Origin of the sequence: Paraburkholderia suaedae, assembly GCF_040812055.1 — a bacterium.
Taxonomy (GTDB): domain Bacteria; phylum Pseudomonadota; class Gammaproteobacteria; order Burkholderiales; family Burkholderiaceae; genus Paraburkholderia.
On sequence record NZ_JBFOAH010000057.1, the window covers coordinates 1 to 19950 of the forward strand.

Sequence of the window (19950 nt, forward strand, 5' to 3'; positions counted from 1 at the left end):
AAGCGCAACCATCGCGCCGACCATCAACACATCGCCATGCGCGAAGTTGATGATGCCCAGAATGCCGTAAACCATCGTATAGCCCAGTGCGATGATGGCATAAACGCTGCCAAGCACCAGTCCGTTCAGGATCTGCTGGATGAAGATATCCATGTCTCCTTCTCCTTATTTCTCTGTGAACCTCCGTTCCCGCTAATGCGCGGCGGTGCGAACGGCTTTCATGTGCATCTCGGAATCGCGACGTCATAAAAAAGCGGCACAGGGATCATGCTCCCGTGCCGCTCGGCAACGACCAAACTGGAGACAGATTGATACGGGTACAACACAACTACCGCCAGGACCTGTCTATTTCTCCACGACGTCGAGCAGAGCCTGCTTGCCGCCGACGTACCTGTACAGCGAAATCACGCCGTGCCGCAGATCGCCCTTTGAATCGAACTGCGTCTCGCCGAGCACCCCCTGATGATTGGTGGCAGGCATCGCGGCGAGGATTTTCGCTGGCTCGGTTGATTGCGCGCGCTTCATCGCATCGACGATGACACCCACAGCGTCGTATGCAAACGGTGAGTTAAGAACCGGTGCGTAACCGAAGCGTTTCTTGTAGCGCTCGACGAACGCCGGACCTTCGGCCATCTTCAGCAGTGGCGCGCCAGCAATCGAGCAGATTACGTTATCGGCAGCATCGCCGGCGAGTTTCGCGAGGTCGTCGGCGCACAAGCCGTCTCCGGCCAGCACTTTCACCGCGATACCCAACTGCTTGGCCTGTTTCGCGAACGGGCCACCCGTGCCATCAAGGCCGCCATACATGATCACGTCCGGCTTTTCGCCCTTGATCTTGGTGAGAATCGCGCGGAAATCGACGGTCTTGTCGGTGCTCGCGTCGTGCGACAGGACCGTGATGCCGTTCGCTTTTGCCTGCTTTTCGAATTCGACCGCAAGACCCTGGCCGTATGCGGTCGAGTCGTCGACGATGGCGACCGTCTTTACTTTTAGCCTTTTCGCTGCGTAGTCGGCGAGCGTCGGCCCTTGCTGTGCATCGGTGGCGACTACGCGATACGTGGTTTTGAACCCCTGCTGCGTATAAGCCGGATTCGTCGCCGACGGTGACACTTGCGCGATGCCTGCATCGCTGTAGATCTTCGACGCCGGAATCGTCGAGCCGGACTGCATGTGGCCGACCACCGCAACGACCTTGTCATCCACCAGCTTCTGCGCGACTTGGGTGGCCTGACGCGGGTCGCCCGCATCGTCCTGCGCGTCGAAGACCAGCGTCACCTTCTTTCCGCCGATCACGAGGCCCGTCTGGTTGATCTCCTCAATCGCAAGGCGGGCGCCGTTCTCGGTGTCTTTGCCGAGATATGAGGCCGGCCCCGTCACGGGCGCGGCCTCGCCGATCTTCACCATCTCGTCGGCACGGGCGACGCCCACTGCAGCGGCCGCCAATGTCCCCAGAATGCCGACGGTCGCCATGCCGCGACCCAAGGTTGTGCTTTTGCTCATGCTTCACCCAAAAAAAATTGTGGTTGGCCGGGGGCGCACGGCAATGGCCGTCCGCCGATCGGAAACACTCGACCGTCTGCCGCTGCAATGCCGGCAGTGTTCCTGCCATCGCCGGATCGTTTGTGTCTCACAATGCGGCGCCGGTCGTTAGCGGGGTTGAATTTATGCAGCCACAATACGTTGGGATTGCATCGATCTGCCGGAAAATAGAAGAATTGCGGCAAGGCCGCATGGCAGCGATTCGCAATGCGCCACCTTATAATCCATGCTATCCGCCCACGAGTTTTCGCATGCCGACAGCCGCCGATCCCACCCGAGTGTCCGATACCGCTCACGATCTGGTCGAACAACTGGATGCGTTGCCGCGTACCCTTGAGGCTCGCGCGAGCCGTTCGGGCGCGGAACTGAGTGTCGGCATCCTGTTGTGGCCGCGCTTTCCGATGCTGTCGCTGGGCGGCCTGTGTGATGCGCTGCGTCACGCAGCCGATCGTGGCGATCAGAGCCGTCAGCTGCGCTGTCTCTGGACAATTGTCGGCACAGAGGGCGAATTGATCGAAGCGAGCTGCGGCATTGTGGTAAAGGCGCAGTCCACGTTTCCAGAGGTCGCGCAATTCGACTATCTCGTTGTGATCGGCGGCCTGCTGCCACATCTCGACCAGGTCGACCGGCGCTACTGGGACTACCTGAAACAAGCTGCCTACGCCGGCATTCCGCTCGTCGGAGTGTGCACCGGTAGTTTCGTGCTGGCGCGCGCGGGTCTGATGGAAGACCACGTTGCCTGCGTGCACAGCTTCCACCTCGACGATTACCGGCGTATGTTTCCCTTGCTGCGCGTAATGACGCATGCTGATTACCTCATGGACGGCGCCCGCGTCACCTGCGCGGGCGGCATTTCCGTGGTGGAAATGGCCGCGCGCCTGATCAGTCTGCACTGTGGGCCCGACCGTGCATCGAAGGTGATTCATCAGATGACGGTAAGCCGCCAGGGCGGCTCGTCGTTCGTCGAGCGGCGCGCGGCGCTCGGTTACCTGTCGGTCGAAGACGCAACCGTGCGCCACGCGGTGCTGCTGATGGAAGAAAACCTCGAGGCGCCACTCAATATCGCCGTCATCGCAAAGATGATCGGCACCAGCGTGCGCAATCTCGAGCGCGCGTTCATGGCCGAGATGAACGCATCACCGAACGAATTCTACCGGCGCACGCGCCTGCGTTACGCGCGCTGGATGCTCGTCAATACAACCCGCAAGATCACCGACATCGCCTACGAATGCGGATTCGCGGACGCCGCGCATTTCATCCGCGTATTTCGCGAGGCGTACGGCGTGACACCCGGCAAGCTGCGCACATCCCGGGGCGCTGCCGCCGCATGATCCATCGGGTCGGCTCTACGCCGACCCTCAACGCCGACCGTCATGTTTCGCACGCGCCTGTCGCGATTCTTCTACTTTCGGGCAGATCGATGCAATCAGGCACGTCGACGGCCCCGTACAGTCCGGTCGACGGGCTGATGACGCATCTGTGGCAAACGGCCTCCATGCAAACACACGAAGAAAAGCGAGTGCGGCAGTATGCGGATATTGATCCTCGGTGCAGGCGTCATTGGTCTGTCGAGCGCGTATTACCTGAGCCGGGCCGGCCACGAAGTCACGATCACGGACCGGCATCCGGAGGTGGCGAGCGAGACCAGCTTCGGCAACGGCGGCCAGCTATCGTATAGCTATGTTGCACCGCTAGCCGGCCCCGGTGTAGTCTCGAAACTGCCGCGCTGGCTCACGCGCAGCGACTCGCCGGTGCGCTTTCGCCCGAAACTGAGCACCGAACAGTGGCGCTGGTGCTTTCAGTTTCTGTCAGCATGCACGCGCGAACAGAGCGAACTCACAACACGCAAGCTGCTGTCACTGTCGTTCCTAAGTCGGAGGCTGCTTCACGAACTGATCGCCGCCGAACCCTCACTCGACTTCGATTTCGTCCGCTCCGGCAAGCTCGTGCTGCATCGTGACGCGGGTGCGATGCAGAGCGCGGTCAAACTGCTTGAATTCCAGCGTACGCTCGGCTGCGAACAGCAGGCATTGAGCGCCAACGCGTGCGTCGAACTCGAACCCACGCTCGCGCACCTGCGGCCTTCTCTCGCGGGCGGCATCCATACGCCAAGCGAGGACACGGCCGATTGCCAACGCTTCTGCAAGAGCCTCGAAGCGCTGCTGCGCGCTCGCGGCGTGCAGTTCCTGATGAACACATCGATCGATTGTCTGAGGGCTGAATCGGGCGGCCGTGTCGAAGCCTGGAGCGGCGGTGCGCCGCTCCCATCCGATCATGTCGTCGTCGCCTCAGGCGCGGCTGCGGCCCGGTTACTGAAGTCCGTTTGCATCCGTGTGCCGGTCTATCCGGTCAAAGGCTACAGCCTGACGTTCGACCTGCAACCGCAGACGCCTGCGCCCCACATAAGCATCACCGACTTCAGCCGCAAAGTAGTGTATGCGCGGCTTGGCAAACGGCTGCGCGTCGCGGGCATCGCCGATATCGAAGGTTATTCGCTCGAACCCGATCCCACACGCCTTGTGACGCTGCGAGCAGAGGCGGCCACAATGTATCCCGACATCGTCAGATCTTGTCCGGGTAGCGAATGGATCGGGTTGCGCCCCGCGACGCCGCGTGGCAGGCCGATCGTCGGACCGACGCGCTACCGCAATCTGTGGCTCAACGTCGGCCATGGCGCGCTCGGCTTCACGCTTGCGACGGGTTCAGCGGCACTGCTCGCGCAGTGGCTGGCAAACAGCAACGGCTACGAACTGCGCAGCACATTTGCGCTTTCGCATTGAACCCGCGAGGCGATGCGCTTCGTGACGTGCTCACTCTCCCAACATCATCGACATCGCATGACAGAAAAGGCCAACATCATCGTTATCGGCACAGGCGGCACGATTGCCGGTCAGGGGAAAGCCGCCAACAACACGTCCGCATACGTGTGTTCGGTGCGTGGCATCGATGAAATTCTCAGCACAATTCCCCATGCCTGCGCGCTGGCGAATCTGCGCACGGAGCAGTTGCTGCAAAACGGCTCTGAGAATTTCAGTAACGAGCAGCTGCTCGCGATCGGTAAGCGCGTGTCCACACTACTCGCGCAACACGACGTCGATGGCGCTGTGATCGCGCACGGAACCGACACGATCGAGGAGACCGCGTACTTCCTTCATCTCACGCTCAAGAGCTCCAAACCGGTTGTGGTGGTTGGCTCGATGCGGCCGCCGTCGGCAATGAGTTCCGACGCGGCGCTGAACCTCTATGATGCGATCGCGGTCGCTGCACACCCATCGTCGGTTGGCCTCGGCACACTAGTGTTCGCCAACGACGAAATCCACACCGCACGAGACGTTGCGAAAAGCAACAGCTTCAAGATCGAGGCGTTCCGCTCACCGTACGGCCCGCTTGGTTACGTGATCGAAAGTCAGCCACGCTACTACCGTCATCCATCGCGTGCCCATACGCTCGCGACGCCGTGGTCGATCGAGACGCTCGGGCCAATGCCCCAGGTCGACATCGTCTACGCCTACGGCGCGCTTGCACCGGAAGCAGTGAGCGCGATCACCGCCCGCGCGCAAGGTTTGGTCTATGCGGGCACCGGCAACGGCAACGTCGCAGCGCATCTCATCGAGCCGCTGCGCGATGCTGTCCGGCGAGGCGTTCATGTCGTGCGCGCATCGCGCACTGGCAGCGGAATCGTGTTGCGTAACGGCGCGCAACCCGACGACGCCTACGGCTGGCTCACCGTCGAGGATCAGATTCCCTCAAAAGCCCGCATCCTTCTGATGCTGGCACTGACACAAGCCCGCGACTTGCAAGCGTTGCAAGCTGTCTTCGAGCGCTACTGAAGCGCGCGCTCCTTCACAACCGACCCCACCAAAAGCACACATCATGCGCTTCATTACCGACGCCGACGTACGCCGCCTCATCACGATGCGCGACGCGATTGAGGAACTGCGTCTCGCGCTGGAAGAACACGGCAGGGGCCACGCACGGATTCAGCCGCGCGTCAGAACCAGGGGCGACGACATCATGCTCAGCACGATGGGAGCGATTCTGCCGAACGCAGGCGTGTGTGGCGCGAAAGTGTATTCGACTCACAGAGGCAAGTTCGATTTCGTGATCCCGCTCTTTTCGAATGACGATGGACGTCTGCTGTCAATCGTCCACGGCGATGCGCTCACCGAGTACCGTACCGCAGCAGTCGCGCGCATTGCATTCGAAGCGTTCGCGCGAACCGATGCGAGGGTTCTCGCGGTGTTCGGCACCGGCCTCCAGGCCAGGGCACATATCCGTGCTATCGCCGCAGACTCCGGTATCAAGCGCGTGTTGATCGTCGGTATCGAGCACGTCGCTGAGACGGTCGAGGAAATGCAAGTTTGCTTTCCCGGCACACGTTTCGAAGCAAGCGCCGCGCAAGCAGCCGTTCAGGCTGCAGACGTAATCGTGACAGCTACTCGTGGCACGACGCCTCTCTTCGATGGCGTGCACGTGAAACCGGGAGCGTTCGTCGCTGCGATTGGGTCGAGCAAGCCGGACACGCGTGAACTCGACGATACGGTGCTCGCCCGCGCCGGCATGCTCGTCGTCGAATCGCTAGAGCAGGCGCGACGCGAAGCGGGGGATCTCCTGATGGCGCGGCCAGGTATCGTCGATTGGGACAATGTTATTGAACTTGGTCACGCTGTTGGGAGCGGAACAACCCAAACTGAAGCCTTTACCGGAGATATTACTGTATTCAAGTCGCTCGGCTTCGGCCTTGCCGATGTAGCACTCGCCGCGTTGGTCACGCGCCGTATGGCCGGTGGGCGGATGCAGCCTCCAGTTCCGAACGCAAGTCCGGCAAAACCCGCCGGCGCAGAGGCATGAAATCATATCGCGTCATTCTGAGAGAACCGCAGGTCCGGCATAGCTGAATGCCGTTTGAAAATATGTGGACGGGATGAACGGACAGACCAAAAATGGCGCGAAAGGCCGTAATAGTGCTGCTTTGAGTCATTCGACGCGACGCAACGAGCGTCGCCTTATCGCCGAAAGCACCAGCTCCGTGGACGTTTCACAAAGCTGGGCGTTGGAGTCTGCAACGGCAGCTTTCTGGCGAAATGGGTGAATGCGTACTGCCGGCCACTTAGTGACCTTCGCAAGCGATGCCTCGATGTCTGAAAATGGGCGCACAGCAGCCATTTCGGGAGCGTATCGCAGGCTTCCCAATGCAAGCTGGCTACACTTTAAATGGACAGAAATTCTCCAGATTTTGGGCGCGCCCCGGCCTGAAATGACCTCATCTGCCGACCCCGCCTCCAATCAAACCTCCTTTTAAGAATAACTGCTGGAAATGTGGGAGACGGCTAAAAAACGACGCAGGCAGTTCTCGACAATTTGTGAGATATCGTTGTCATAACCGGCGCAGTAAAGACTTCCGAGAAACGAGATCGAACCGACGGCGAACAGTCCGCCGCCGCTCGGGCCAAAGCCACAGATCATGTGGGCTCGAATGCCGCTATGCACTCTCGGTTTGCCGACCATCCGATTGAAGAGAAGCTCCTCGGGAACGGTCACGAAACTCGCATCGTGATCGTCCGAGTATGCGACCACTGTCACATAGGCGGGCGTGCCGAGGTCGGTCGCAGTTTGATCAATTTCGAAGCCTGCGGCGCCACCGCCGGACAGGCCGAAATTTCCAAGTGGTTGTCCATCTCCTGCCTGTACCCCCGCAAACAGCCAGGCATATTCGACGGCAAACGAGGCCGGCGTGCGGCGATAGAATGTGCCCCGAAAGTCTCCCTCCGCTGTAAAGCCGACTCCTGCAACTTTTTGCGGCGGCAGTCCGTTTCGACGCCACATCCCGCCATACTCGCCGTCCAACTGGTTGTAGTATTCGCCCGGCTGACTTTCCCATACCCGCATGCCGGCCTCGGCTCGACGAATTTCGAGCAGATGTGGTACAGATGCCGCGCGCCCGATCTTCCAGTAGAAACCATTCCCACCAAGATACATGAGGCTTCCGCCGGCAGACCGGTAAGCCAGGAGCGCGTCCAGCATTCGGCGTGTATGGTATTCCGGGTGCGATCCGGTCAGGACAACGTCGTAGTGCTTCAACGCGTCAACGCCGCGCTCATCGAGATCCTCATCGGTAACGACATCAAATTCGAATCCTTTTTCCTTCAACCAGTTGGTCAGATGGGAGTCCGCGGAAAAGTGGCGCAGACCTGATCCATGCTCGTCAAGGAACGTCAGATAGCCTGGGCGCATAGTGAGAACCGGGCGCAAGCGGGATGAGAGGCTTATACCTGAATCATCACGGTGATAGTTGTACGTTGATGCGCCAAATGCGGTTACGACGTCCGGGTTGTGGGGATACGCTCCCCATGTTTTCACGCGAGCGGCAAGCGGGCCAGAAAAATTTCCACGGGCGTTGTTGGCGTAGGCCAGGTAAGTCAGTGTGGGTGCGAGGAACGCGATGCGCGCATGCTTTCCCCCTGACGCAACCGTGACGTAAAACGGGATCGTGTCGACACCTTCCCCATTGTCCACGCGCAGTCCATAGACGCCCGATGCCATGTCGGCAGGAATTTCCAGATGTATCGAGGTCTGCCAGCCACAGTCCGACAGGTCGTCAGAGTGGAACCGGATCGCGGCGTAGTCCTCTGGCGCATGCTTCCAGTCAAGCTCCCGGCCGGTCCACCCTGACGACCGAACCGCCCTCATCGGTGTGTTCACGAGCGTCAACGGGGCGTCACTATCAAGCGAGTTCGGTACGCTCGAGTGAGCGAGCGTTGGTGTGAAGTCCCAATGCGCCAACAGGGTTTCCTCGCATTGATCGCCGCGTGAATCGTTGCTGGCCGCGCGCAATTCCGGGCTTTCGATGAAGCCGTTGAAGGCATGCTCCGGGTGTCCTCTCCAAATAGCAGCAAAGCACACGGCAGTAGCGTCGAACGCGGCGGCAGAGAACGGCGCTTGAAAGTCCGCTACATCCCTGAATGTCTCTTCGCGCGCGTTTGTACCCGAGCTAATTGCCCGAACCCGCCCGCCACGGTCGATCGATATCTGCAGGTCTGCCCACAAATCGGCGACGACAGCTAGTCGCGTAGTGATCTGCTCGCCTGTTGCGAGGCTCTCGAAAACGAGCTCACCGCGAATAAGAACGATCGCTACACCGTGTGTCCCATCGTGGTTCTGAAGAGCGACCAATGTCTGAGGGGAGGTGTCTTCAAGCGTGGGCTGGACCGTCAGGTCGAGCCTGACGCACTGAGCGTCCTTTAGCGCCGGCATTGGGCCATAGGCGCAGGAGCCGGGAAATACCGGCTGCTCCTCTCCAGGATAGGGGTTTTCCAGTTGGATATCGATCGGGACCAGCTTCATCCCGGGCCCGTCGGGGTTTGGGTCACAACAATCGATGCGCTCAACAGTCGCCGTAAAAGCGCGACCGCCGCGCGAACTGATTTTGAACGCCAGTTCCTGACCAGCGTGTGCGCTCCACGGGGTGACATAGCCGATGATGGCGGGAATTCCGGAGTCTGAAGTATTCATGGTCAGATGATCGTTCGTTCTTGCTCGTGGCTGCAGAGAACCGCTCTGCAACCGTCTTAGCCAGGGAAACCCCCGGTGAGATTTTGTTTTTTAATGGTTGCAAATCGAACCACAAGTGGTCAATATCGAGTCCAGTGTACTTTAACCAGTCGGGGCGTGCGATGAAAAAATTGATCTCTTCGGTAATGACGGTCGCTGCACTTCTTGCCGCCGGTGGCGCAAGCGCTCAAGAGGTTGTTCTTGTTGGAATTTCCGGGCCGCTTACCGGTCCCCAGGCGTCCGAAGGGAAAGACAACGAGAACGGCGCGCGCCTTGCGGTTCACGAGCTGAATCGGGCTGGAACGATGGTCGCCGGTAAAAAGGTGACATTCAAACTGGTCTCGGAAGATGACCAGGCGGATCCCCGGGTAGGGGTGCAGGTCGCGCAGAAACTCGTCGACGCCAAGGTGTCCGCGGTTCTTGGTCCGTACAATTCCGGAGTCGCGATCCCGGCGTCGCGGCTCTATCAGAGCGCCGGCATCCCGATGCTTTCGGTTGCGTCGAACCCGGCGCTGACCCTGCAAGGCTTTGACGAGGTATTTCGTATCGGAGCCAGTGACGGACAACTCGGCGCAGCGATGGCTAATTTCGCCATCGACATGCTTAAAGCGAAGACAGCGGCGGTCATGGATGACCGTTCGGCATACGGCCAGGGCGTGGCTGAAGAGTTCATGAGCGTGGCAAAGGCTCGCGGGCTCAAGATTGTCGACCAGCAGTACACGAATGGTCAGGCCGTTGATTTCAAGGGCGTCCTGTCCCAGATCAAAGCGGCGAACCCGGACGTCCTCTTCTATGGTGGCTACGCGTCGCAAAGCGGCCCGCTGGTCAAACAGATGCGCCAGCTCGGCTTGCGGGCCAAGCTGCTGGGCGGCGACGGAATCTGTACGTCTGATATGGCCAAAATCGCAGGTCCGGCTGCTACGAATGCATATTGCTCCCAAGGTGGGGTCTCGCTGGACAAGACGCCAGCGGGTAGCGCGTTCCTGAAAAAGTATAAGGCGACCTTCAACGTCGACACGCAGGTGTATGGCGTCAGCTACTACGACGGCATGAAGCTGCTGGCCGACGCTATGGTGAAGGCAGGCACGACAACAGATCACGCGAGGATTGGTGCGCAACTCGCCAAGTCAACCTATAAGGGTGTGGCTGGCGACTACGCATTCGACGTACATCATGATCTGAAAAGCTCGGCGACGACCGTGTACACATTCAAGGATGGCGCTGTCGTCACTTACGGCAACTAAGCTCCCATCGAAACAGTAAGCGTGACGGAGTATCTATGCGAATCACCAGGACACTTAATACGATCGAGATGCACACCGGCGGTGAACCGTTTCGCATCATCACCAACGGTTTCCCGCGTCTGGTGGGGAAAACCATCGTGGAGCGGCGGGAGTGGATCCAGAAGCATGCGGATGAGTTACGGAGCGCCATGATGCTGGAGCCTCGAGGCCATGCCGATATGTACGGAGGCTTCCTCACTGAGCCCGTCAGTGAAGGCGCCGACTTCGGGATCATTTTTACGCAGAACAAAGACTACAGCCCCCATTGTGGACACGGGACCATTGCGCTGGCCACCGCGGCGGTTGAACTGGGGTGGATTGAGCGCACGTCGCCCGAGACACGCGTGGGAATCGACGCGCCCTGCGGATTCCTCGAAGCTTTCGTCCAATGGGACGGCGAAAATGCGGGGAGTGTGCGTTTTGTGAACGTCCCGTCATTCGTCTGGAAAAAAGACGTCACCGTTGATACGCCAACATTCGGCCCCGTGTCCGGAGACATCGCTTACGGAGGCGCGTTCTATTTCTACGTCGATGGTGCACGGTACGATATGCCGGTGGGCGAAAACAACGTCGATCGACTGAAGCAGTTCGGTGACGAGATCAAGCAGGCGACGAACGCGGCGTTTGACATCGTTCATCCGGAGATTCCGGAAATCAGAGGGCTCTACGGCACGATTATTTCGAATTCGCCCCGTCATCCGGGGTCGACGCAGGCCAACTGCTGCATTTTCGCCGATCGCGAGGTCGACCGATCGCCAACAGGCTCCGGCACAGCAGGGCGCGTCGCTCAACTCTACGAGCGTGGCACGCTACCCTCGGATGGAATGCTCGTAAATGAGTCGATCATCGGAACGATCTTCAGGGGCCGCGTGCTGGGTAAGACGAAATGCGGTGAATTCGAGGCAGTGATTCCCGAGATCGAAGGGAATGCGTTTATCTGCGGATACGGCACCTGGCTGATCGACGAACGTGATCCTTTGACCTACGGGTTCCTGGTGCGCTAGAGCGTGCGGATTGCGGGCGCTGCATGGACCGAACTACCACACCCGCACAACACCTTTTTGCCCGTTTTCGAGGAGCCTTTGCCGCGCACTCTGAAACGGGACGCAGTCACGTTTTTTCTCCTGTGCGAGCCGCAGCGAACGCTTCATGCGGGGTTGAATCGGAGGATGGCATCATGTCGCGGCGACGGAGGATAATTGTTCGTCAATGACAGGTGAACTTTGGCGCATCGGGCGTCAGGAAATAAAGGGAAGTGAGATGGGTACGACACGGCAGGATCTCGAATCGAATTTCAGACCACTGCAGATTTATGAGCAGGTCGAGGAGAAGATCAAGGAGGAAATCCGCACGGGACGATTCGCGGTCGAGTCCCGTTTGCCATCGGAACGCGAGCTTGCGGCGCTCTATGGTGTCGGCCGGCCTGCGGTTCGAGAGGCAATAGGGGCGCTTCAGAATGAAGGCCTTGTCGTGACGAAGCGCAATTCCGGTACATATGTCGCGTCTGCGGCCTCTGAGCGCTTGCTTAACGGCGACGGCAATCATGGAGCTCAGAATTCGGAACCGGATTTCAGCCCAACGGGAACGCTCGAAACACGATTCATCCTCGAGCCAGCAATCGCACGACGAGCCGCCGCACGAGGCAAGCGCGATCGCCTGGCTGAGCAATACCTTGCGGAGATGGAGACGATCCAGGATATTGACAATCCTGAGCAGCGCGCACTTTGGAACAACAGCGACAGAATGTTCCACCGCCAACTGGCGGTAATGACCGGTGACGCGTTGCTCGTCAAGATCGCCGACGAAGTGGCGAAAACAATGGATCAACCGTTGTGGAAAAGGTTGAAAGACGACGGGATCTTCGATCCCTTGCGAATACGCCTGTATGCATCCGAGCATCGGCTTATCTACGAATCGATAGTGAGTGGTGATGCAGACGCGGCAGGGTTCTACGTGGAGCAGCACATCAAGCGGGTGAGACGGGATATTGCGCCCCGGTAGAGCCGGCGTGGTCCATCAGTTGGCCCAGTAAAACTCCGCCTTCGTCGACAGGGAGATCGCAAGCGACATCCCCCGATGATCATCGGAAGATGCTGGACAGGAAGCAACGCCCGTGACCGCGCGGCCACTGATAAAAGACAGACTTCAGAAGACATGTCAGAAATAGTTCTTTCACTTGATCACTTGCACAAGTTGGCCTTTGACGTGCTGGCATCCAATGGCCTCAGTGCGCGTCAATCGGTCGCGATGGCGAAGGTACTCGTTGCGGGCCAGCGGGACGAATGCCACTCACACGGTGTATGGCGCCTTATTGGATGCGTAAAAACGCTGAGAATGGGCAAAGTCAATGTTGATGCCGAACCGCAGATAAACGATGTCTCGCCTTCGCTTGTCAAAGTCGATGCCCGTTTCGGATTCTCTCCGCTCGCTTTTGAATTGGGGAGTCGAGTCCTCGTCGAAAAAGCAAAGAAATCAGGTGTCGCGGCTCTGGCAATCAACAACTGCTTTCACTTCAGCGCTTTGTGGCCGGAGGTCGAGGCCATTGCCTCTAAAGGCATAGCCGCACTGGCCATGACGCCAACACACAGTTGCGTGGCACCCGCTGGTGGAAACAGGCCGCTATTCGGAACCAACCCGATCGCGTTCGCGTGGCCACGTCCAGGCCCCTTTCCGTTTGTTTTCGATATGGCTACAAGCAGGATCGCCCGTGGCGATATCGAATTGCACAAGCGGTCCGGCTCCAGGATTCCGGGCGACTGGGCGATCGACGAAAACGGCCAAGCCACCGATGATCCCGATAAAGCGTTGCGCGGTGCCATGCTCACCTTCGGAGGCTATAAAGGGTCCGCGCTTTCGGCAATGGTTGAGTTGCTGGCTGGCCCGTTGATCAGCGATATGCTTAGCCCGGAGTCGCTGGCGTTCGATGAAGGCGTAGGAGCGGCACCGTGTCACGGTGAAATCGTCGTTGCTTTCGATCCCGCAGTTTTCGCTGGCGCGGACCCTATGAATAACCTGCGACGCGCCGAGACTTTGTTTGACGGCATTGTGGGGCAAGGCGCGCGTCTGCCCTCCCAGCGACGATTCGATGCACGACAGCACAGCCTTCAACATGGCGTGTCGCTCTCAAAGGAGCTTCACGACGAACTCACTCGTTTGATTTCGTGAGATCTGTCGACTGATAGGGGCGCATCCTGGCTCTACGCCTCAATTGCCGCAATCGGCGCGAACAACCGAAGTATCGGTACGTCAGATTGCGAGAGTCCTGTCCGCGACGGCGTGCGGACGTTCGCGGTCATCTATCGAACGGCGGCTTGGGGTCGGGAGCGCGTATTCGCGGACACTGAGACCCGACATTCGCGGCCGCCGGCGTGCGAACGGCGGGAAAGCAACGGGCAGCCGCCTCACGGACGTCTTCACCTCAATGGCGGTTCTGGCCGACAACCGGTCTAAACCGTGAATCGACCCCGCCTCACTTCCCCTTGAACCCCGCCCGCTAAACGAACCCGTTCGCCTCGTCGTCCCCGCCAATTGTCGTCAGTCTGCTTAAATGTCGTGAAACTCCAGATAAGTGAAGTTCTCGTCCCGAACGCGTCCTGCTCGAGATGCCATGCCGACAGTCTGCCTTTCCGTTCCTGACCGCGGGGCGCTACAGCAAAGACGACCTCCGTCTCTCGGCTCTGTCGAACGATGGGTTGCGCGAAATATTGAAGCGGACAATTCGCCGTATAGCACTGCAGATGACGTTCGCCGTAGGTGAACGTCATGGGAATGAGGGTTCTCAACAACGCGCGCTGAAGATGGAGGACACCTGAGGCTCGTCGAAATACATGCTGTCAAGCGGGAGTGTTATGCCGAAAGTGGAAGCTTGCCGCTTGCCCTTGGCGCCCCAGAACTCAATCTCTCCGCCCCTACCGATGACAATGACTTCAGCAGCCCCGCCGGCCAAATAGGCCTGCACCCTCCGCTCGATGTCTCGGCTCCTGTCAGTATCGAGAAGCACCTCGACACAGAGTTCTGGCACGAACGGTAGCGGCTCGTCACGGTCAAAACCTTCCCACCTGTGGCACGGCATCCATACGACGTCCGGAACCCTGATGCCGAACGACCGCGTCGAAACGGCGACCGACATGGCGGCAAGGTGACCCATGTGTTCGGTTACGTGACAGTAGACGTCGGTAAGCACTATCTGGCGCCTGGCAGACGGCGGAGGATTCGAGACGGCTTGGCCAACTTCGTCTAGCTCGTAACGGTGACACTGGGCAAAATCTGCATTCGGAATAAGTCGATGCCAGGCGGCAAGCAGTTCGTCGCAATCGAGAAGAGCAGGCGTGGACATAGTTGTCTCGCGAGGAAGTCCCTTAAGCGTAAACCCTCTCCCGGCGAATTAACAATTGTTTTATTTGTGCGTCGCACAAAACTAGCTCCACCCAGCAAGCGTATCCGGCGTACAATTTCTTGGCCTGCGCGGGGTGGCTCTGGGCGCTGTACCTCTGCATCGAGCTCCCGCGGGTGATGCTAATGTAACTTCTTAGAATTGTTGTGCAGTGCAATGGCAACAGTTGAAGAGCAGTTTGCGGGTCGCCTATGCTTTACGGTGCGAGGCAAAACTTCGAGCCTCAGGTTGCCCGGCCGACGCATCGCGTACGCGATGCGACGCGCTGGCAAAAGAGGCGTTAGTCAGGAACGTCCGCACCCGGACGCGCCAAGCCTCCGGCCCAAGGCGTGCAAGCCGCGAACCTTCGCTGCGGGCGCTGGTGCTATCAGCAGCTGCCCGGATGCGAGGCCTCCTTCCCTGGTGAAGACATCGCAAAGCTCCTTCGGGCGGCCAACGCGCCGCCTCCCATTACAGAGGGCGGCTACGGGGGGAAAGCGTGAGTCGGTTCCGCGCCCCCATGAGCCGTATCGGCTACAGGAAGTCCACAATGAAACTCGACGACGCCACTTTCCGGCAATTGCGCCGTCTCGCTCCGGTCCTCGACGACTTGCTCAACGCAGGCGAGGTCGAGCATGCCGGCCAGGCCGTACAGCTTGCCGAGCTGGCGCAACTTTGCTCGCAATTGTCCGACGCGTATCAGCGCCACTGTGCGGATGAGACGACGCCGGCGCACCACGACGCTATCGGGCCGCCCTAGCGCAGGCGATCCTCGCTGCGGAGTCTTTCGTCAGTCGAAAGCCGAATCACCGGGCGCGCGGGCTTTGCCCGTGAGCACGGTCAGGATGGGCAACAACTGGGAAAGAAACAAGCCCGTAGGGCGAAAAGGGACAAATACCGGCGTCGCGTTAGACCGGTTGTGTTGACCACCCTGCAAGTACCTGGCTGAGCCGCTAGTGCCCGCGTGCGGTCCGGCAGGGACTGGAGCAAAGCGGTGATGCTCATCTCTTCGTCCAAGTTATCTGGCAGTGCCTCGATGGGATTGAAGCCGTAGCCAAGCTGCGGCGTTTTTGCGTGCGAGCGTTTCACGAGTGCCGAGGTTGATTGTGCCCCTGTACTCGTGGCAAACGACAATGACAGGTGCCGGGAAGGCCTGAGTCAGCCAACCAGCCGACGATAAGCACTGAGATGCCGGACCAGTCCTTGTTTGTCTCCGCGAATCTCGCTCAGTCGGGCGAGGTTAAAGTGAGCATCGGCATGGGTCGGGTCAAGTTTTATGCACTGCTGATAGGCTGTTTCCGCAGCGTCATAGCGCTTCAGTTCTTCGAGAACGACTGCGCGGTTAAAGTGCAGTAACGCGTCATCGGGGAAATGCTGTAGAGCACCATCGAAAACGGACAATGCCTCATCGCACCGGGTTTCCGCCTCGCAGAGCAATACGCCGAGATTGGTATAAGCGTGGTAATGCGGTGATGGCGCGAGTTCCAACGCTTTCCGGTAAGCCTGCTCCGCGCCAACAACATCGGTTTGCGTCAGTTGTTCCGCGAGTGCAAACCATTTCTCCGCTTGCTGCTCCCGATTCGCCCGGTTCCGCGGTGCGGAGTCGAGGAACGCGACGTCACCTCGAATAGGTGCGACCTCGAAGTCGAGCAGATGCTGGCCCGAAGCAGCGTCCCATTGGGCCTGTCCCGACCTGACCGCGACGGTCTCGCCCACAGAGGTTATCCGGATCCCGGACAAGGGAAGCTCATCGGGGAGTTCGGCTTTCAGCTTGGCAAGCGCCTTGAGAATTTTGCGTGATGAAACTTTGGCCGATTGCAACTGGAATGCGGTGCGCAGAACCACCACATCCTGGAAAGAGAATCGAAGCTCGTTTCTTCGGCCGCGTGCCGGGTGAACAAATCCGGCTTCAATCAACCCGGAAAGCACCCGACGCGATACCCCGAGCAGCGATTGAAGGCTGCGCAACGAGTAGTCGTTTGACTGATTCCCGCTAGTCACTTGCGTGCTCGGACCTTTGCCGGTGGCGCCTCTTTGACGTCGGCTTTCGGTGTGGCCCGTTTGACCGGCCGGCGAGGCTTGCCGGCAAGCATCTCGAGGTCAGCGGGCGCCATTTTCTTCGTCGCCGGCGCCTTCGCCACAGCAGTCTTCACCGGTGCCTCCCGCTTTTCTTTATTGGCGCTCAGACTCGCGCGAAGGGCCTCCATCAGGTCAATCACCTGACCACCAGAATCTTCGGCCGGCGCCTCCGGCGACACGATCTGTTTGCCCGCAATCTTCCGGTCGATGGCTTCCAGAATCCGCTTCTTTTCTTCGTCTTCGTAAGCGGTCGGGTCATAGGCGTCTTCCGACACCTGGTCGATGATTTGCAGCGCGAGCTTCAACTCCGTATCGCTGACAGTCACCTGTTCAATGTGCAAATCGTTCAGCGCGCGCACTTCATCGGCAAATAGCAGTTGCTGGAAAACCATACCGCCTTCCGCGGGCCGTATCTGAACGATGCGGGTCTTTCCCTTGTACGGCCATTTCGCAAGCGCGCATCGTTCGCTTTCTCGCATGGCAAGCTGCAGCAGGCTGTAGGGTTTGCCGCCGCGTTTGTCCGGGGCGATGAAATACGCCTTGTCGTAGTACAGCGGGTCCACTGACTTTTCCGGAACGAAAGAGACAATCTCCACGACGTGACTTGCACCTTCCTCCAGCGCTTTGAGTTCTTCAGGAGCAAAGACAACGAACTGCCCCTTCTCAAACTCGTATCCCTTCTTCATATCCGCGCGCGCCACGACGACGCCAGTCGCCTCCGATATGTATTGCTGTTTTACGCGACCGCCCTCGGGCGTCAGAAGGTTGAAGCCCACGCCGGCAGCGCTGTCTGTCGCCGAATAGAGTTTCACCGGTATGGACACCAGTCCGAAGGACAGTGTCAGCGATGCGATGGAACGCGCTGCCATGTGAGTCTCCTGATAGCGGCCGGCAGCAAGTCACCGGCGCTGCTTGCTAACCATTCATGAGTGGCCAAAGGTTCGCGATAAAGAAGATGTCATGTGCCGGCCAGTTGACGGGCTCGCGTCGCGAAACCGGCTGGAGTGCATGCAGCGCAAGCTGCCGCCCCACCCGACTTCTTCTGTGCGAACCGCTGTACCTTCCGCCAAGAGACGTTTCATCGTAGGGCTTCATAGCCGACGCCAACGATTGTCTTTTGGACCAGTACGCCTCCCATGAGGCCTCTCGTTTGAAAGCTAAGATACTCTTTCGCCGTCTGCACCGTCCAGTGCCCGCCGCTTTTGAGCTCGAATCGTTGCTCCCCGGACACTGGCATCGAGAACCCCATCCCGGCCGCGCCCGCCCCCCAAAACGCGGTGGCGGTCGTGGGTAGACCACGAGGCTCGCGTGAGTGCGAATATCCTCTAATGGTTACTCTGGCCGCCAGCGTCCTGCTTGCGACGTCGGAAAAGCGCGCCGAATCCAGGTCCGACAAGCAACGCTGTCAACACACTGGCACTCAAGCCAGTCGTGCGGCGGGAGTCAGTCGGACTGGAGGCAGTAGAGGCGACAGCGGGCGCAGAAGCTTGCGTTGCAACCGGCCGCGGAAGGGCGACGCCGGCGGCACTGCCTCGACGCGCAAGAAATGCTTCCGATGTCGGGGAAGCCTGAGACGCGATTGAGGGAATTGCATCTGGGGTGGGACCGACGGAAGCCAAAGACGGTGAGACAAGCTGTCATGCCAACGTTGCTCGATGATGGCTACGTCGCGAGCTGTGATGTGGGGTTCCCCGGGACGCTGTCCGACCCGCGCTGGCACGATTTGCGTGACAGCATGCCGTGTCCTAGAGTTGTTCAGAATCTTGGTCTATTTCGCTGTTCGGTCCGCCACGGTTTATACGCGCCGTGATTGGCTCCCACCGGCATCGGCACGACGAGAGGATGCGATGGCACGGTTACTGGTTTTGACAGCTGTGGCGTTCTCAATAGCACTGTCTGCCTGCGCAAATCGTGGGCAACCCGGAACTAACACCCATCCTTCAGATAACGCGGCCACGGGCGCCGTCTATATCGCCTATATGGGTGGTCCGGGCCCAAAGGGAGACAAGGGAGACCCAGGAATAAACGGCGTTCCAGGTGCGAAAGGCGAAAAGGGAGACCCTGGGACAATGGGTCGTCAAGGCGAGCGCGGAGCAAAGGGTGAAACAGGGAACTCGGGAATCAAGGGGGAGAAAGGTGACCCTGGGCCCAAGGGCGAGCGAGGCGAACGCGGAGAAAAGGGTGACCGGGGTGAAAGAGGAGACCGGGGTGAAAAGGGCGACCGAGGCGATAGAGGTGCACCCGGCACTCCGGGTAAAGACGGCACCCAGGGTGCCACGGGTGCTTCGGGGCCAGCCGCTTTCCCTGGACTTCCTTGGCAATGGGCACTGGGGGACGGGTTCAAAGACACTCCGAACTGCAAGAACTGTCATGAAGGATTATCGCAGCCACTTTTTTACTATCTCTTAACCGGACTTTCTGGTCTCGTCACGGCCTTAAGCCCAATTATTCTCGCATTGATTGAGAGAAAGAAGAACAAATTAGACCCGGGTCAACCGCCCACCGAACGGGAATCCAGGGAGTACGCAAGAAGAGAAGTAGTGCCCTCACCCGGGATGACCGAGGACGAGCGCGAGCAAAAAATCGATAGGTTTTCCAAAGACGACTTCGTACAGCGAACCAAGGAGTACCAGGCTAAACTTCGTCGATATCGGAGTTGGTCTCAGGGAGCGTCGTTGATAGAAGTTATCGTTCTTTTGGTAGCAGCGTGGTTTTTTGCGTATCTGGCGATTGCATTCCTGGAAAAGCTATTTATCTTTGTCTGCGCGTATACACTCGTCGTTGGTGTAGTTTTCGTCTGCTATGCATTTGCGAAGAAGTTGCTAGACGAAACAGCCAGCAAGAAGAGCCTGGCCGAACTTGAACTCGCAACGTTGAAAGTAAAGCAGGCGCACGAGATGGACATGGCCAAGCTCATGTTTGACCAGCGCGTGGCGTTGCGCGGAGCAAAGACGTCGAAGCGGGCGATAGACCAGCCACGTGAATCGTAGGCCAGTTATGATGTGTGTGATTCACAGACATCGTTTCAACTAAAATGAAGCGATGGACCGTGAGATTGCGACTCGATTGCGGTGGGTGGCGATGTACCACGAGACCGGTAATGCCGGTCTCGTGTGTGCGCGCTGT

At 59.1% G+C, this 19950-nt stretch carries 16 protein-coding genes; 10 read left to right on the forward strand and 6 right to left on the reverse strand.

Annotation, left to right across the window (positions count from 1 at the left end):
• Together ABQJ48_RS36245 and ABQJ48_RS36250 are read right to left on the reverse strand one after the other, a co-directional pair.
• The coding region (locus ABQJ48_RS36245) for an ABC transporter permease subunit (RefSeq protein WP_408360981.1) at positions 1–153 on the reverse strand (153 nt) is incomplete at its 3' end.
• A gap of 192 nt (positions 154–345) precedes the next feature.
• Positions 346–1470 (reverse strand): branched-chain amino acid ABC transporter substrate-binding protein, encoded by a 1125-nt coding sequence (locus ABQJ48_RS36250; protein ID WP_367842716.1) that lies wholly within the window; start codon positions 1468–1470, stop codon positions 346–348.
• 320 nt (positions 1471–1790) lie between these two features.
• On the opposite strand from ABQJ48_RS36250, the gene ABQJ48_RS36255 reads away from it, so the two are divergent.
• From ABQJ48_RS36255 to ABQJ48_RS36270, 4 genes are all read left to right on the forward strand, one after another.
• Complete coding sequence (locus tag ABQJ48_RS36255) at positions 1791–2870, forward strand: GlxA family transcriptional regulator (RefSeq protein ID WP_367842704.1); 1080 nt, start codon at positions 1791–1793, stop codon at positions 2868–2870.
• Positions 2871–3068: 198 nt separating this feature from the next.
• Positions 3069–4319: a D-amino acid dehydrogenase gene (locus tag ABQJ48_RS36260; protein ID WP_367842705.1), complete on the forward strand. Its 1251-nt coding sequence runs from the start codon at positions 3069–3071 to the stop codon at positions 4317–4319.
• Positions 4320–4376: 57 nt separating this feature from the next.
• Positions 4377–5369, forward strand: a complete 993-nt coding sequence (locus tag ABQJ48_RS36265) for an asparaginase (protein WP_367842706.1) — start codon at positions 4377–4379, stop codon at positions 5367–5369.
• A 43-nt stretch (positions 5370–5412) separates the two neighbouring features.
• Positions 5413–6390, forward strand: coding sequence for an ornithine cyclodeaminase family protein (locus tag ABQJ48_RS36270; protein ID WP_367842707.1), 978 nt, complete (start codon positions 5413–5415; stop codon positions 6388–6390).
• 447 nt (positions 6391–6837) lie between these two features.
• Here the strand turns inward: ABQJ48_RS36270 and ABQJ48_RS36275 are convergent, their stop codons facing one another.
• Positions 6838–9051, reverse strand: coding sequence for a N,N-dimethylformamidase beta subunit family domain-containing protein (locus tag ABQJ48_RS36275; protein ID WP_367842708.1), 2214 nt, complete (start codon positions 9049–9051; stop codon positions 6838–6840).
• A gap of 161 nt (positions 9052–9212) precedes the next feature.
• Here ABQJ48_RS36275 and ABQJ48_RS36280 point away from each other — a divergent pair, with 161 nt between their 5' ends.
• The 4 genes from ABQJ48_RS36280 (at position 9213) to ABQJ48_RS36295 (ending at position 13538) form a co-directional block, all read left to right on the forward strand.
• Positions 9213–10334 carry a branched-chain amino acid ABC transporter substrate-binding protein gene (locus ABQJ48_RS36280; protein WP_367842709.1) on the forward strand — a complete coding sequence of 374 codons (1122 nt, stop codon included), beginning with the start codon at positions 9213–9215 and terminating at the stop codon, positions 10332–10334.
• A gap of 35 nt (positions 10335–10369) precedes the next feature.
• The gene (gene lhpH, locus ABQJ48_RS36285; protein WP_367842710.1) at positions 10370–11377 is read left to right on the forward strand and encodes a trans-3-hydroxy-L-proline dehydratase; all 1008 of its coding nucleotides are present in this window, start codon (positions 10370–10372) and stop codon (positions 11375–11377) included.
• A 256-nt stretch (positions 11378–11633) separates the two neighbouring features.
• Complete coding sequence (locus ABQJ48_RS36290; RefSeq protein WP_367842717.1) at positions 11634–12374, forward strand: FadR/GntR family transcriptional regulator; 741 nt, start codon at positions 11634–11636, stop codon at positions 12372–12374.
• Between the two features lie 153 nt (positions 12375–12527).
• Positions 12528–13538 carry an Ldh family oxidoreductase gene (locus ABQJ48_RS36295; RefSeq protein ID WP_367842718.1) on the forward strand — a complete coding sequence of 337 codons (1011 nt, stop codon included), beginning with the start codon at positions 12528–12530 and terminating at the stop codon, positions 13536–13538.
• 613 nt (positions 13539–14151) lie between these two features.
• Here ABQJ48_RS36295 and ABQJ48_RS36300 read toward each other — a convergent pair.
• The gene (locus tag ABQJ48_RS36300) at positions 14152–14709 is read right to left on the reverse strand and encodes a Uma2 family endonuclease (RefSeq protein WP_367842711.1); all 558 of its coding nucleotides are present in this window, start codon (positions 14707–14709) and stop codon (positions 14152–14154) included.
• Positions 14710–15295: 586 nt separating this feature from the next.
• Between ABQJ48_RS36300 and ABQJ48_RS36305 the strand changes: the two genes are divergently transcribed.
• Positions 15296–15505, forward strand: coding sequence for a hypothetical protein (locus tag ABQJ48_RS36305; protein ID WP_367842712.1), 210 nt, complete (start codon positions 15296–15298; stop codon positions 15503–15505).
• 398 nt (positions 15506–15903) lie between these two features.
• Here ABQJ48_RS36305 and ABQJ48_RS36310 read toward each other — a convergent pair whose 3' ends face one another.
• Positions 15904–16746, reverse strand: a complete 843-nt coding sequence (locus tag ABQJ48_RS36310; RefSeq protein WP_367842713.1) for a tetratricopeptide repeat protein — start codon at positions 16744–16746, stop codon at positions 15904–15906.
• Entirely contained in the window at positions 16743–17693 is a 951-nt protein-coding gene (ku, locus tag ABQJ48_RS36315; RefSeq protein WP_367842714.1) for a non-homologous end joining protein Ku, read from the reverse strand. Before ku ends, ABQJ48_RS36310 begins: the two co-directional genes overlap by 4 nt.
• A 978-nt stretch (positions 17694–18671) precedes the next feature.
• Here ku and ABQJ48_RS36320 point away from each other — a divergent pair.
• A complete protein-coding gene (locus ABQJ48_RS36320; RefSeq protein ID WP_367842715.1) occupies positions 18672–19814 on the forward strand; it encodes a collagen-like domain-containing protein in 1143 nt (380 codons plus the stop codon).
• The last annotated feature ends 136 nt before the right edge of the window (positions 19815–19950 follow it).